This is a genomic window from Mycobacteroides sp. CBMA 271 (assembly GCF_009729205.1).
GTDB lineage: Bacteria > Actinomycetota > Actinomycetes > Mycobacteriales > Mycobacteriaceae > Mycobacterium.
This window is the reverse complement of the sequence record NZ_VTHB01000005.1, coordinates 1-14,446: the sequence shown is the minus strand read 5'-3', so window position 1 is coordinate 14,446 and position 14,446 is coordinate 1. Positions and strand designations below refer to the sequence as shown.

General features: G+C 63.8%; 14 protein-coding genes and 2 pseudogenes. 5 read left to right on the top strand and 11 right to left on the bottom strand.

The window, feature by feature from the left end; translation table 11 throughout:
• Nucleotides 1-5: 5 nt before the first annotated feature.
• Nucleotides 6-1,442, bottom strand: coding sequence for an NlpC/P60 family protein (locus tag FZI91_RS13835; RefSeq protein WP_155939601.1), 1,437 nt, complete (start codon nt 1,440-1,442; stop codon nt 6-8).
• A gap of 326 nt (nt 1,443-1,768) precedes the next feature.
• Nucleotides 1,769-2,326 carry a DUF6676 family protein gene (locus FZI91_RS13830; protein WP_162526149.1) on the bottom strand — a complete coding sequence of 186 codons (558 nt, stop codon included), beginning with the start codon at nt 2,324-2,326 and terminating at the stop codon, nt 1,769-1,771.
• Nucleotides 2,327-2,584: 258 nt separating this feature from the next.
• On the opposite strand from FZI91_RS13830, the gene acnA reads away from it, so the two are divergent.
• Genes acnA through FZI91_RS13815 form a run of 3 tightly spaced genes read left to right on the top strand, consistent with a single transcriptional unit; the run spans nt 2,585 to nt 6,491 of the window.
• Entirely contained in the window at nt 2,585-5,389 is a 2,805-nt protein-coding gene (gene acnA / locus FZI91_RS13825) for an aconitate hydratase AcnA (RefSeq protein ID WP_162526155.1), read from the top strand.
• A 27-nt stretch (nt 5,390-5,416) separates the two neighbouring features.
• Complete coding sequence (locus FZI91_RS13820; RefSeq protein WP_162526150.1) at nt 5,417-5,989, top strand: TetR/AcrR family transcriptional regulator; 573 nt, start codon at nt 5,417-5,419, stop codon at nt 5,987-5,989.
• Nucleotides 5,973-6,491, top strand: coding sequence for a DinB family protein (locus FZI91_RS13815; RefSeq protein WP_162526151.1), 519 nt, complete (start codon nt 5,973-5,975; stop codon nt 6,489-6,491). The genes FZI91_RS13820 and FZI91_RS13815 overlap by 17 nt, the downstream gene beginning before the upstream one ends.
• On the opposite strand, the gene FZI91_RS13810 is transcribed toward FZI91_RS13815, so the two are convergent.
• The 7 genes from FZI91_RS13810 to FZI91_RS13780 form a co-directional block, all read right to left on the bottom strand.
• Complete coding sequence (locus FZI91_RS13810; protein ID WP_155939600.1) at nt 6,488-7,078, bottom strand: hypothetical protein; 591 nt, start codon at nt 7,076-7,078, stop codon at nt 6,488-6,490. The two genes, FZI91_RS13815 and FZI91_RS13810, sit on opposite strands and share 4 nt — an antisense overlap.
• 56 nt (nt 7,079-7,134) lie before the next feature.
• A complete protein-coding gene (locus tag FZI91_RS13805) occupies nt 7,135-7,779 on the bottom strand; it encodes a hypothetical protein (RefSeq protein WP_155939599.1) in 645 nt (214 codons plus the stop codon).
• 61 nt (nt 7,780-7,840) lie between these two features.
• Nucleotides 7,841-8,032 (bottom strand): helix-turn-helix domain-containing protein, encoded by a 192-nt coding sequence (locus tag FZI91_RS13800; RefSeq protein ID WP_309224135.1) that lies wholly within the window; start codon nt 8,030-8,032, stop codon nt 7,841-7,843.
• Nucleotides 8,033-8,143: 111 nt separating this feature from the next.
• Nucleotides 8,144-9,772, bottom strand: coding sequence for an ABC-F family ATP-binding cassette domain-containing protein (locus FZI91_RS13795; protein WP_162526152.1), 1,629 nt, complete (start codon nt 9,770-9,772; stop codon nt 8,144-8,146).
• A 33-nt stretch (nt 9,773-9,805) separates the two neighbouring features.
• A complete protein-coding gene (locus tag FZI91_RS13790) occupies nt 9,806-10,615 on the bottom strand; it encodes an enoyl-CoA hydratase (protein ID WP_155939597.1) in 810 nt (269 codons plus the stop codon).
• Between the two features lie 66 nt (nt 10,616-10,681).
• On the bottom strand, nt 10,682-11,035 hold the full coding sequence (gene trxA / locus FZI91_RS13785) for a thioredoxin (RefSeq protein ID WP_155939596.1): 354 nt from the start codon (nt 11,033-11,035) through the stop codon (nt 10,682-10,684).
• A gap of 54 nt (nt 11,036-11,089) precedes the next feature.
• A complete protein-coding gene (locus FZI91_RS13780; protein WP_162526153.1) occupies nt 11,090-12,217 on the bottom strand; it encodes an NADH:flavin oxidoreductase in 1,128 nt (375 codons plus the stop codon).
• Between the two features lie 53 nt (nt 12,218-12,270).
• Here FZI91_RS13780 and FZI91_RS13775 point away from each other — a divergent pair, with 53 nt between their 5' ends.
• Both FZI91_RS13775 and FZI91_RS13770 read left to right on the top strand, forming a co-directional pair.
• The gene (locus FZI91_RS13775) at nt 12,271-13,041 is read left to right on the top strand and encodes a hypothetical protein (protein WP_375234367.1); all 771 of its coding nucleotides are present in this window, start codon (nt 12,271-12,273) and stop codon (nt 13,039-13,041) included.
• A 189-nt stretch (nt 13,042-13,230) separates the two neighbouring features.
• Nucleotides 13,231-13,992 carry a DUF5666 domain-containing protein gene (locus tag FZI91_RS13770; RefSeq protein ID WP_155939595.1) on the top strand — a complete coding sequence of 254 codons (762 nt, stop codon included), beginning with the start codon at nt 13,231-13,233 and terminating at the stop codon, nt 13,990-13,992.
• On the opposite strand, the pseudogene FZI91_RS23820 reads toward FZI91_RS13770, so the two are convergent.
• Both FZI91_RS23820 and FZI91_RS23695 read right to left on the bottom strand, forming a co-directional pair.
• A pseudogene (locus FZI91_RS23820) lies at nt 13,989-14,060 on the bottom strand (metal-sulfur cluster biosynthetic enzyme); the annotation flags it as partial. The gene FZI91_RS13770 and the pseudogene FZI91_RS23820 sit on opposite strands and share 4 nt — an antisense overlap.
• A gap of 62 nt (nt 14,061-14,122) precedes the next feature.
• Nucleotides 14,123-14,446 (bottom strand): annotated as a pseudogene (locus tag FZI91_RS23695) (mammalian cell entry protein); the annotation flags it as partial.

Here is a 14,446-nt window from a genome sequence, read left to right as displayed (position 1 = left end):
CGGTGCTACCACTCAATCAATCGGGTTACGAAGGGTGTCATACCGCTGGTGCGAACCGGTGACACCTTGACCACATCGCCAGTATTCGGCGCTTCGAGCATCTGACCGTTGCCGAGGTACAGCGCAACGTGCTGACTTGCGTTGGGGCCGTAGAAGATCATGTCTCCGCGCTTCATCTGCGCCGTGGGAACCTTGCGACCGGTGTTGTACTGGTAGCCGGTGTAGTGCGGCAACCGAATGCCGACGGCGGCGAATCCATACATCATCAGCCCCGAGCAGTCGTATCCGACAGTTCCTGCGCCAGAATCGATTCCCTTGGTCGGCCCGTTGTAGGAACCACCGCCCCAGGAATATGGCGTACCCATCGCGCTCCCGGCGCGGGCAATAACCCGCTCCACGTTCTCCCGGCCGTAAACCTTCGGAATGTCGGTGCCCGAACCTGTCGCCGCCGGTGCGGGCTTGGGGCAGAACATGCCGATGACACCGCAGACCGCGGACTGCCCAAGATTGGTGACGCCGTTGGCTGCGGTACCGCCGATGCTGAGCACCGTATTGATCGTGGCCATCGGATCAGTGGGAACGTTGGCGCTCGCGATCATCGGCAGCGTCGTGTCCCATTCGCCGCCAGCCGCGGGCGCCGCCGCCGGACCCTCCGTCCATTCATTGCCGTTACCCGCAATCGCAGCACTCGGATTGACCACGCGAACACTCGCGGTCGAGCCCGCGAACTCCGGTCCACGGGCCGCGGCGAGCTGCGCCTCGGCGCTCTTCTTCTTGGTAGCCAGCTCGGAGGCGGCACCGCGCTGGGATTCAAGCTTCTTCTGCACATCGTGCATCGAGGCCACCAGGTCGTCCTGCTGCTTTTGCACGTCGGCAGCAGCCTGGTCGGCCTTCTCCTGGATGGCCCGCGCCTGCGACTCCTTGTTGACCTGTTCGGTGCGTGCGCGGCGCAGGTTGTCCATCACTGTCTGCGAGCTCGACTCCAGGCTCTTGGTCACCGACGCCAGACGCACGACGTCGTCGGCGTTGGTCGCGGTCAGATAGGAACCCGACGGACCCGCCATGTAGGTGGCCACCGCCATCTGGTCGAATTTGCCCTGGGCATCTGTGATCGCTCCGTTGGCGACGTCGACGGCACGCTGCCCCTCGTCGACCGCCTGAGCTGCGCCTGCCGCGTTGTCACGCGCTGTCTGCAGATCGACCAAGCCCTTGTTGATGGACTCCTGTTGGGTCTGCACATCGGCGGTGAGCTGTTCGATCTGCTGATTGGTGTCGGCCAGTTGACTGATCAATGAGGCGAGATCGTTCGGTTCGGCAGAGGTGACGGCCACGGTCGGGGGCATCATGATCAGGCCCGCGGCCAGCAGCGGGGGCACCACCAGAGCGGCCGTCGCGGTTCGTTTACTACGCCCCGCGAAACGGTCATTGGCTGTCCGTTTCATCCGGTCTGCCGCCTCCGTGTTTCTGCCTGTCGGTTGCGTCCGTCGAGCCTTCTCGGTCATCAGCGGCCCTTCCCCGACACGCTCCCAGTTGTCACATCAGACGCACTAACAACATTGGCGCCACTTGCACCGTACGTCACTTTTGCCACTAATGAAACTCCAGTCACAAATTACAGATGTGTAATTAAATAGCCTCTGACAGGCAATTGATGAGATGTCATCTGACGGTTAATTGGCGTGAATTGAATACCGGCAGTTCATCCGGGTTCCATAGTGCGCGCGGCTATTTCGCGACGGAATGACCTGCGCGAATGGTTTGCAAATCGTTACTTAACCGAGTCATTCGTGAACCGGCCGCGAACCACCGTAATTCCAGCGCACACCGCGGCAACAAGCAGGACCAGCACAATGGTCAGCGCAGTCCAGGAGAAGTGCTCACGCCCGAGCTCGTTCACGAAGTTGTTGGCCGAAACCACCGGGTTGCCGGTCTTTGCGACGTCCTGCCCAGCTTCCAGCGTCACCCTGTCGTAGGTGGCGCTGTAGGTGCCGGCGAACGACGGACTGATTACGAGAACCGTCGAGTCGGGGTGATCCTTGCCAATCTCGGTGGCGATATCGCGCAGCGGGGTGTCGATCCCCGGGTTGTTAGGGAGTGCGATGACCTTCAGGTCGATGTTCTTGGCGTGCGCCTGCGCGACGACGTCCTTCAATCCGGGAACATCTGCCGAGGGCGCGGCCACGCCGTCCTCGTTGACATCCGTGCGCGTCATCTCTAAGCACTTGGTCGCCCAGCCCAGAGGGTCGGTACCCGCGGTCTGGATCGACACGCCCACCGCCTGGCACAGCTCGGCGGGAATGAAGGTGGGCAGGTGCTGGGGGGTCACGCGATCAATCTAACGCGCTGAAAAGGCACCCATGCAGATCGCTTCTCGCGTTTCGTCTGCATCAGTACCTTCTCGGGGGAACTGTCGGCGAATTTCCGGCATCCCCCTTATTACGGGACAAGCGTACTGTTAGGATGGAAACGGAAGGCAGCCATCTTCGGTGGCGCCTCGCCGAACCCCGCCTGGCACAGCCCGCCGACGGGAGGCCTTTCGAGCTTTGGAGCTGATGTGACTAGCAGTCCTAACAAGACAGAATCGGTGAACTCCTTCGGCGCCCGCGGCACTCTGCAGGTTGGCGACGAGTCGTACGAGATCTTCCGCCTGAATGCCGTGCCCGGTACCGAGAAACTGCCCTACAGCCTGAAGGTGTTGGCGGAGAACCTGTTACGCACCGAGGACGGCGCGAACATCACCAAGGACCACGTCCTAGCGCTGGCCAACTGGGACCCCTCGGCGGAGCCGAGTGTCGAGATCCAGTTCACCCCGGCCCGGGTGGTCATGCAGGACTTCACCGGCGTGCCCTGTGTCGTCGACCTTGCCACCATGCGGGAAGCGGTCGCAGCGCTCGGTGGCGATCCGGACAAGGTGAACCCGCTGTCCCCCGCCGAGATGGTGATTGACCACTCCCTGATCCTCGACGTCTTCGGTTCCTCCGATGCCTTCGAGCGCAACGTCGAACTTGAGTACGAGCGCAACGCCGAGCGCTACCAGTTCTTGCGTTGGGGCCAAGGCGCTTTCGATGACTTCAAAGTCGTCCCGCCCGGCACCGGCATCGTGCACCAGGTGAACATCGAATACTTGGCCCGAACCATCTACACGAGAAACGGCCAGGCCTACCCCGACACCTGCGTGGGCACCGACTCCCACACCACGATGGTCAACGGCCTGGGCGTCCTCGGCTGGGGTGTCGGCGGTATCGAGGCCGAGGCAGCGATGCTCGGCCAGCCGGTCTCGATGCTGATCCCCCGCGTCGTCGGCTTCAAGCTGACCGGTGAGATCCAGCCGGGCGTGACCGCCACCGACGTGGTGCTGACCGTCACCGACATGCTGCGCAAGCACGGCGTGGTGGGCAAGTTCGTCGAGTTCTACGGCAAGGGTGTGGCCGAGGTGCCGTTGGCCAACCGCGCCACGCTGGGCAACATGAGCCCCGAATTCGGTTCTACCGCAGCCATCTTCCCGATCGACGAGGAGACCATCAGCTACCTGCGCCTGACCGGCCGCGACGATCAGCAGCTTGCGCTGGTCGAGGCGTACGCCAAGGAACAGGGCATGTGGCACGACGCGGACCACGAGCCCGCCTTCTCGGAGTACCTGGAGCTCGACCTCTCCACGGTCGTGCCGTCCATATCCGGGCCCAAGCGCCCGCAGGACCGCATCGAGCTGTCCGACGCCAAGAACGCGTTCCGCAAGGACATCCACAACTACGTCGAGGAAAACCACCCGGCACCGCACACCCAGCTCGACGAGGCGGTTGAAGAGTCGTTCCCGGCCAGCGACACCGCAGTGCTCTCCTTCGCCGAGGATGACGCGGTCATCCCCAGCGCTGCCAACGGCAACGAGGGCCGCCCGTCCAAGCCGGTCACGGTGAAGTCTGCCGAGCGCGGAAACTTCGTCCTCGACCATGGCGCGGTCGTGGTCGCGGGCATCACCTCCTGCACCAACACCTCCAACCCGTCGGTCATGATCGGTGCCGCCCTGCTGGCCAAGAAGGCTGTGGAATTGGGTCTGACCAGCAAGCCGTGGGTCAAGACCAACATGGCTCCCGGGTCGCAGGTTGTCACCGACTACTACAACAAGGCCGGCCTGTGGCCGTACCTGGAGAAGATGGGCTACTACCTGGGCGGCTACGGCTGCACCACGTGCATCGGCAACACCGGCCCGCTGCCCGATGAAATCTCCAAGGCCATCAACGACAACGACCTGTCGGTGACCGCGGTGCTCTCCGGTAACCGCAACTTCGAAGGCCGCATCTCCCCCGACGTCAAGATGAACTACCTGGCGTCTCCGCCACTGGTCATCGCGTACGGCATTGCGGGCACCATGGACTTCGACTTCGAGTCTGACCCACTGGGACAGGATCACGACGGAAACGACGTGTACCTCAAGGACATCTGGCCTAGCGCCTCGGAGATCGAGGAGACCATCGCCTCGTCGATCAACCGTGAGATGTTCACCAACTCCTACGCCGACGTCTTCAAGGGCGACGAGCGCTGGCGCGGCCTACCCACTCCGGAGGGCAACACCTTTGCCTGGAGCGAGGATTCGACGTACGTGCGCAAGGCGCCGTACTTCGACGGCATGCCGCTAGAGCCCACCCCGGTCACCGACATCACGGGCGCACGGGTGCTTGCCCTGCTCGGCGACTCGGTGACCACCGACCACATCTCGCCGGCCGGTTCCATCAAGTCAGGCACCCCGGCCGCGGTGTACCTCGATGAGCACGGCGTGGACCGCAAGGACTACAACTCGCTGGGCTCACGCCGCGGTAACCACGAGGTGATGGTGCGCGGTACCTTTGCGAACATCCGCCTGCGCAACCAGTTGCTCGACGATGTTTCGGGCGGTTACACCCGCGACTTCACCCAGGACGGCGCACCGCAGGCATTCATCTACGACGCGTCGGTGAACTACCAGAAGGCCGGTATCCCGCTAGTCGTGCTGGGCGGCAAGGAATACGGGTCAGGCTCGTCCAGGGACTGGGCCGCCAAGGGCACCCGCCTACTGGGCGTCAAGGCGGTCATCACCGAGTCATTCGAGCGCATCCACCGGTCGAATCTGATTGGTATGGGCGTCATCCCGCTGCAGTTCCCGGCCGGAGAGTCGGCGGCCTCGCTGAAGCTCGATGGCACCGAGACCTATGACATCAGCGGTATCGAGAAGCTCAATGAGGGCTCGACCCCGGCGACCGTGCACGTGACGGCGAAAAGACTTGCGGAAGACGGCACTGTGTCTTTCCAGGTGGAGTTCGACGCGGTGGTCCGGATCGACACCCCCGGTGAGGCCGACTACTTCCGCAACGGCGGCATCCTGCAGTACGTGCTGCGGAACATGCTGGCCGGCTAGAACGACGAAGCGAAACGGCGCCGCGCTGTGCCTAGGGTAAGCGAGGATCATCTCGCGGCTCGTCGCCGCCAGATCCTCGATGGCGCGCGGCGCTGTTTCGCCGAGTACGGCTATGACGGCGCCACCGTGCGCCGTCTGGAGCACACCATCGGCATGTCGCGGGGGGCGATCTTCCACCATTTCCGCGACAAGGACACCTTGTTTTTCGCGTTGGCCCGCGAGGATGCCGAACGGATGGCCAACGTGGCCAGCCGCGAGGGCCTGGTGCAGGTGATGCGCGACATGCTGGCCGATCCGAACCAATTCGATTGGTTGGCAACCCGTTTGGAGATTGCCCGCAAGCTGCGTAACGATCCCGAGTTCCGACGGGGCTGGAATCAGCGCTCCGAAGAGCTCAACACCGCCACCCTGGCACGGTTGCAACGCCAAAAGAAGGCCGGCCGTTTGCGCGAGGACGTGTCCAGCGAGGTGATCCTGGGCTATCTGGATTTGGTGCTCGACGGCCTGGTGGCCCGCCTGGCCGCCGGTGAATCCACCGAGAGCCTCAGCCGCGTACTAGATCTCGTCGAAGATTCGGTGCGCCGTGCCGATCTCTCCTGACACCAAGGACTGGACCTGGGTCCTGGAGAATCCGTGTCGCGAATGCGGATTTGATCCCACCGCAACGTCATTCGCCCAGATCCCGGAAGTCGTGCGGGCAAATGTGCAGGCCTGGCGGCCGGTGCTGGAGCGCCCCGACGTTCGGGAACGCCCGAACGAGAGCACCTGGTCTGCACTCGAGTACGGCGCCCACGTTCGCGATGTGTTCCGCATCTTCCGGACCCGTCTACAACTGATGCTGACCGAGGATGATCCGCTGTTCGAGAACTGGGATCAGGACAAGACAGCTGTCGAAGACCGCTACGCCGAACAAGATCCAGGGACCGTGGCCCATGAGCTGGCGACGGCCGGCGAAGCCGTCTCTGTGGCCTTCCGCGATGTGCCTGCATCGGCATTACTGCGACGCGGACGACGAAGCAACGGCTCAATTTTCACTGTCGAAACCCTGGGCCTGTATTTCGTGCACGACCCCGTGCATCACCTGCACGACGTGAAGGGCTAGTGCGGGAAGTCGATGACTGCCCGCGGAGGCGTATCGGTGACGTAGACCTCCGGACATTTGGCTGCCTGAGCGGCGACCTTCCACGCCATCACGCCGCTCTTATCCATGAAGACATCCGGGTCCTGCACCAGCCGTGCGGATCGGACCACTGGTGCGCCCGGGGGCGCCCCAATGTCGTTCGGCTGAGGGAACGACTTCACATGCTTGTTCTCGGAGCTCTGCGAGGTCCCCACAATGGTGGTGTGCGCGGCGGCCCCCCGGAACGCCACCGCATACGCCCCATCCACTTGCGTGACTGAGAACGGTGGAGCTTGCCAATAGGTCACTGGCCCCGCAGGCGGCGCCAGCCTGTCAGGCCCGAAAGTGAACGTGACCCGGTCGACGTCGTCAACGTTCTCAATACGCACATCCCGCAGGATCGTCGCGTAGTTCTCCACGCCGCCATCAGTTAATGTCGGACACGCTGGTGCGGCCACCGCATGCGGGGCCCCCGTCAACGATCCAACTACTAGTACAACCGGTACCAGGTATCGATTCATGATTAGCGAATGTACGGCGCGCGAGGAATTCCTGCTGGCGTTCGACAAGGGAGCGTCTCCTTTGGGTAACCCAGCGCCAGACAGTGGTGCTGCGGCACACGTGATCAGTGCGGAAGGTCCACCACCAGACGCGGCGGGTTGGTCAGCGTGCTCACCTGTGGGCAGCGCTGCATGTTCAAACCCAACGCCCACCGAACCTTCCCCTCGAAGTCCTCGCCCTGCTTGGCCTCTGCCAAAATTAGGAAGTCTTTGGGCTTGATCTCATTGGGCCCCGGATATGAACGGATCGGTTTGTCGGGTTCATGCGCCGAGGCCCCGTCGAAGAGAACGCCCAGCAACGCAGTTCCGGCGACGATCACGTTGTCGCCCTTGGGGCCTGCGGAAACGCTTGCCGGGCTGTCAACCGTGTACTTGGGGACTACCAACTGATCCAGTGGCACCTTGTTTTTCGCGTCCGGACCGAATTCGAAGGTGACCCTGTCGTAGTCGTCCTGCTTGCCGACCCGGACATCACGCAACACGGTGGCCACGTTCTTGCCGCCGCCACCGCTGACCGTCTCACATGCCTTGACCCGAAAGGTCTCCGGCGCCCGATCCGACGGCACCGTGGATGTCTCGGGCAGGGCCGTCGTCGTCGCTACCGGTGCCACCGAATCATTCACTCGGTGCACCTGACCTGCGCATCCCGTCAACATCGCCAGTGCCAGCGCGGTAGCGCTGATGTGCCGGATAGGGCGCGGTACCTGCATCGCTATACGTTAGCAACTACCGGGTCCCGAAAGCTCAACGCGCACACTGCGTGTCGGGCCTCTACGGCGCCTTGCGTCCTCGCCGATTCGGCCCGCCGCGCCCGCGCAGGGTCACACCCGATTCCACGAGAGCGCGATGGATGTAGCCATACGATCGGCCGGACTGCGCGGCTAGGACGCGAATGCTCGCACCCTTCTCGTATGCACTCTTCAGCTCAACTTGCTCTTCGTCGCGCGTTTTTGCCATCGCGATCCTTCTCCCGACTCCATACCGCCACCCTCATAGGTAGCTCGACCCGATTGCACCATAGCGCAAATGTGGTTACGTATGTACGCGAGACGCGGGCGGGGTGAAAAAATAGAGTTAGGCCAGCTCGATGAGATCCCGATACTCGTCGGACCAGTAATCCTCTGTGCCGTCTGGCAACAATACGACCCGCTGTGGATCCAGAGCCTCCGCCGCCCCGGGATCGTGCGTCACAAGCACGACGGCCCCAAGATAACTGCGCAACGCGTCTAGAACTTGCTCACGCGAGGCCGGGTCCAGGTTGTTGGTCGGCTCGTCGAGCAGCAATACGTTGGCTGTCGAGGCCACCAACCCGGCAAGGGCCAGCCGGGTCTTCTCGCCGCCGGACAGGGTGCCCGCCGGCTGCTCCAGCTGCGGACCGCTGAACATGAACGCGCCGAGGATTCCACGTAGTTCCTGCTCCCCCGTGTCCGGAGCAGCGTGGCGGATGTTCTCCCACACCGTCGCGTGATCGTCCAGGGTGTCGTGCTCCTGGGCGAAGTACCCGAGCTTGAGGCCGTGGCCCGGTTCCAGCACTCCGGCGTCTGCGATCTCCGCGCCCGCCAGCAGGCGCAGCAGCGTCGTCTTCCCCGCACCGTTGAGCCCAAGGACCACCACCCGAGAACCGCGATCGATGGCCAAGTCGACGCCCGTGAAGATCTCCAGGGACCCGTAGTTCTTGGTCAATCCCTTGGCCACCAACGGCACCCGACCGCAGGTTGCAGGGGTCGGAAACTTGATGCGGGCCACCCTGTCGGCCACGCGTTCTTCGTCGAGCCCGGACAGCATCTTCTCGGCGCGACGCAACATATTCTGCGCGGCAACGGCTTTAGTTGCCTTGGCGCCCATCTTGGCGGCTTGGGTGCGCAACGCGGAGGCCTTTTTCTCCGCGTTGGCCCGCTCACGTCGGCGACGCTGCTCATCCACCGACCGGGCGTCCAGGTACTTCTGCCAACCCATGTTGTAGACGTCGACCTCACCGCGCACCGCGTCGAGGAACCACACCTTGTTGACCACATCCGCCAGCAGGTCGACGTTGTGACTGATCACCACGAGACCGCCGTCGTGGTTCTGCAGGAACCCGCGCAACCAGCCGATCGAGTCCGCGTCCAAGTGGTTGGTGGGTTCGTCCAGCAGCAGCGTCATATTTGATCCCGCGCCACCTTCGGCCGCCCCGAACAGAATCCGCGCCAACTCCACACGCCGCCGTTGACCGCCCGAGAGCGTCCCCAACGGCTGCGTCAGCACTCGCTCGGGCAGCCCGAGACTCGAACAGATGCGGGCGGCATCGCTCTCGGCGACGTACCCGCCCAGCGCCGAAAACCGCTCCTCCAACTGTCCGTAACGACGGATCGCCTTGTCGCGCTGATCGTCGTCGGCCACCTCGGCCATCAGCGTCTGCTGCTTCTCCAGGTCGCTGATGATCGTGTCCAGGCCGCGCGCCGACAGCACCCGATCGCGCGCCAGCAGATCCAGGTTCCCTTCCTTCGGATCCTGTGGCAGGTAACCGATTTCACCGATCCGCGCCACCGATCCGGCGTACGGCTCGCCCTCGCCAGCCAGAATCCTCATCGAGGTGGTCTTGCCGGCCCCGTTGCGTCCCACTAGCCCAATGCGGTCGCCGGGCTGGATGCGTAAGGCGGGGCCCGGCGCGTACACGAGCGTGCGGGCGCCGGCGCGGACCTCAAGGTCCGTCGCGGTAATCACTACGTTCTCCCTCTAATTACTGCTGAGCGCCTATCAGCGCTTGTCTCGGAAGGTCGCTTTACGCTGCTCTTTGCGGGCGGCGGTAGCTTCCTCGAAGTTGTCGGTGAGCAGCCGAACATACAGCTGGCCCAGACCCTCCTGATGCATGTGGCTTTCCAGGCTAGCGGCGTCCATCCCGCTCCAGATGGTGCGCTTGGTCAGTTCGATCCCTGGACGGGAGAACCCGGCGATGCGTTCTCCGATCGCGTAACACTCTTCCAGCAGCGACTCGGACGACACCGTGCGGGATACCAAACCGATGCGCTCGGCCTCCTCGGCATCGACGTCCCGGCCGGTCAACATGATGTCGGACGCCCGGGACGTTCCGATAGCGCGCGGCAACAGATAGCTCAGGCCCAGCTCGCTGGCGGTCAGCCCGTTGTTAATACCGGCCGCCCGAAAGTAGGCGTCCGGGGATGCCACCCGGATATCGCAGGCCAGCGCCAGGCACAGACCACCGCCGATGGCCGCGCCGTTCACGGCCGCGATGACCGGCTGATGCATGCGACGCAGGGTCAGAATCACCTCATCGAGCAGTTCCATCGAACGCAGCGCGACGGTCGGCTGGGTGAGCCCCGCGATATGCGGGATAGGCCCGGCAGACTTCTGATCGGCACCCGAACAGAAGCCCTTGCCCGCCCCGGTGATGACGACGGCACGCACATCGTTGTCGTGGCTGATGTCCACCAGCATCTGCTTAAAGGGCAGCATCACGTCGAACGCCATCGCGTTCATCCGCTCGGGTCGGTTCAGGGTGACCAGGGCAATATCCGGACGCGGCCGATCCACCAGGACGAAACTCATGTGTCCATATAACCGACAGCACCGAGCTGCACCAAATCGTTTGTGTGCGCTGGCGCCCTCGGCGCGTTACGCCTCTTGCTCGCGCAGCGCCGCCTCGACGTCGAGTTCACGAACCTTCTGCACCAGATCTGCCAACGACGCCGGGGGCAGCGCGCCGGCCTGGTTGAACACCAGCTGACCTTTCTTGAACGCCATCAGTGTTGGAATCGAGCGGATGTTGGCGGCCGACGCCAGCGCCTGCTCGGCCTCGGTATCCACTTTTGCATAGACGACATCGGGGTTCTCCTCCGACGACGCCTCGAACACCGGGGCGAACTGACGGCACGGACCGCACCACGACGCCCAGAAATCAACGAGCACCACATCGTTCTCATTGATCAGGTCATTGAATGCGTCAGCGGTGATCTCACGTGTTGCCATGCTGTCCTCAACGTTGCCGGTGTTCTCGATGTTCCAGCCTCAATGCAGCGAGCCTCAGTACAACGCGGCGAGGGCCTTACCGATATTGAATCCGACGAACTCGTCATGACGTCCGGCCCGCAGCTTGTTGACCCACTCAGGGTCTGACAACAGCGCGCGACCGACCGCAATGACGTCGAACTCGTTGTTGTCGAACTGTCGCAGCACAGCCTCGACCGTCGCGGGCTCGATGTCGCGCACCTCGGTGGGCTTGAATTCGGTTTGCAGCCCCACGGAGCCGACCGCGATGGCCGGCAGACCCGTGACGCGTTTGGTCCAGCCCGCCAGGCTCAACTCGCCGTCGGCGCCCGTTAGATCCGCGAATGCAGGCACGTAGTGCCGACGAGTAGACGGATGGAAGACATCTACCCCCGACTCGACAAGTGGCGCCAACAGGCGCTCCAACTCGGTCGGACTGTCCGCCAGCATGGCCGTGTAATCCGCCTGCTTCCACTGCGAAAATCGGTACAGGATAGGAAAATCCGGCCCGACAGCGGCACGTACCGCCCGTACCACCTCGACCGGGAACCGCAGCCGGTCGGCCGCTGACCCGCCGTAACCGTCGGCCCGAATGTTGGTGCGTTCCCACAGGAACTGGTCGAGCAGATAACCGTGGGCGCCGTGCAACTCGACGGCATCAAACCCTGCATCCCGCGCGTTGCGGGCCGCCGTCGCGTACTGCTCCGCGAGCGGACCGAGCTCACCGGTTAGCAGCGCACGACCCTGCGGCGAGGCGTCCCCGGCCAAGCCGGAGGGGCTCACCGACTGCACCTGTGGATTGAATTCAGGTTTCGCACCGCGTTCAACGCCCTGATGCCACAGCTGCGCGGCGATCACCGAGCCCTCCGCGTGCACGGCCTCGGTGACCGCCGACCATCCGGCCAGTGAGTCGTCGCCGATCAACTGCGGAACGCTGGACTGACCACCCGCCGCATCATCGGGGATGAAGACGCCCTCGGTGATGATCAACCCCACCCCGCCGGCGGCCCGACGCCGGTAGTAGGCGGCCACGTTCTCGCCAGGCACACCGCCCGGCGACGCCGACCGCGTCATCGGTGCCATCGCGAACCGGTTGGGAGCGGTCAGCGATTTGACGGTGAATGGTTCAAAGAGGGGCGCTACCTCAAGTCTCGCATCGGTCACGAGGTGTCAAACTACGCCGTTGCCGGACCCTATTCCGGATACCGTGATTGACCATGTCACTGAACACCTGGCCCGCAGTGCTTGCGATCACCGGGGCCGTCGTGTTCTCTTGCGCGGCATGCGGCGGATCCGAGAACAACTCCGCGAGGACGTCAGCGGCACCCGCATCGACGATACCCACGCGCCACGCGGGCAGCCGAGACCACGTCGGCGGGTTGATCACCGCCGTCACCGGCCACTCCATCACCGTGACCACACCGGGCGAGCCCGCCGATATCGACTTCAACGCGATGACGAAGATCACCGAGATACAGCCCGCAGAACTTTCCGATGTGGTCGTGGGCAGCTGCGTCAGTGTGCTCTCGGCAACCGGCGCCGACACCTCCACCGAGGCCACCGCGCAGCGAGTCTTGATCAGCGCCTCCGAAGACGACAAATGTGCAGTGGATACGCCGCCCGGGAGTGCGCCACCACCCGGTGTACCGCCAGGACCGCCCCCGCCCGGCGAGGGCCCACCGCCAGCAGGACCCGGTGCGCCGCCGCCGTTCGGCGGCCCGAACGCCCAGGGTGCGGTCGCATCGGTCAATGGCGACACCATCGTCATCGCCAACACCGATCCCAGCGGCGCATCGGAGATTCAGACCAATGTCGCCGTGACCGCCGACACCAAGTACGACAGGCGGCAACCTGCCGAGGCCACCGCGATCACGGCCGGCAAATGTGCGGAGGCACGCGGCACGAAAAACTCCGAACGGCTCTTACAGGCCACGAAGCTGGATCTTGGCCCTGCCACCGATGGGCACTGCGGACCACCCAAACCGTAGGTCGGATTACCGTGGACAGCGATGGTGCTCAGCTTCGCGCCAGTACCGTCCGGCGAGGACCGCGTCTGCTTCGTGCGCAAAATCGCATGAGCGCTGCAACACACAGCAACCTCCCACAAACGCCGGAGCACAACTTCAGCCAATGCGCGCAGGCTGAGGTGTCCCATTCATCGACCACGGAGAGCACTGATGTCCCCAACCCCGATACTTGCCCATCCCCGGTTCGCGCGAGGCGCTCTGTTCGCCCTGGCCGGAGTCACCGCTCTTTCACTGGCGGCATGCGGGTCGCAGACCGAGAACAACAGCGCGTCCTCGAAGTCGTCGGCGCCGGCGACTTCGTCGGCAGCACCCAAGGGCGAACACAACGAAAAGGACCGCGTCGTGGGACTTATCGCCTCCGTATCGGGTGGCACCGTCCAGGTGACCAAGAAGGACGGGAATGCAACGGTAGGAGTCAGCCAGTCCACGAAGGTCTCCGAGATATCGGCCGCGCAGCTCTCGGATGTCGCGGCCGGGAGCTGTATTGCCGCGATGACCCAGCGGGACTCCAACCCGTCTACTGCAGGTCACGTGATGATCTGGCCGGCTGCGAACGGCAGCTGCGCCGGATCACATCAAAAGGACCGCCCCGAACCCTCTACCCCGCCTTCGGGTAAGCCTGCCGAGAATCGGGCTACCCGCGGAACGGTGGCATCCGTCAGCGGCAACACCATCACGATCAGCGGCACCGACCAGAACGGCGGCAACGCCACGCAGACGAACGTGACCGTGAACAACGACACCACCTACGCCAAGCGCGCCCCGGCAGACCAGAGCGCCATCGCGACAGGCAAGTGCATCGCCGCCCGTGGCACCGACGACGCGTCGGGCACCCTGCAAGCCGTGTCGGTAACGCTGCGTGCCGCCAAGGACGGCTCATGCGAAGGCCACGAAGGCCATCATGGGCGTTAGACGGTGAGGCCGAGGGCCCGGATTTCCCGACCCTCGTCGGTGATCTTGTCCGGGCCCCACGGCGGCACCTATGACAACGTGCGCGGCCGGAACGTCCACCAGGTGACCGCACCGGCCGCTCGATCATTTCTTAGCCACCATTGGGGCCTTGTCCGACGATGCGTTCTTGGAGTCGGTAGAGGGTGTATTTGAAGCTGCCGACGAAGTAGGCCCAGTCTGCTTGCTTGGGGCCGTGGTTTTTGTCGACGCCTTTGTTGCCTGCGTCATCGAGATTGCCCAGCGCAAGCTTCGCGATAGTCATGTCACCGATAATCCCCGGCCCAGCAGTGGCCTTGATGAGAACGGGCATCAGTCGGTTGATCGCGACGAGGCTGGTGTTGGGGCTCACCGTGATGTCATTGGCGCCGCGTGCAATCGAGTTGAGGTCGGCGAACATGCTGCGGGTGTCGGTGCC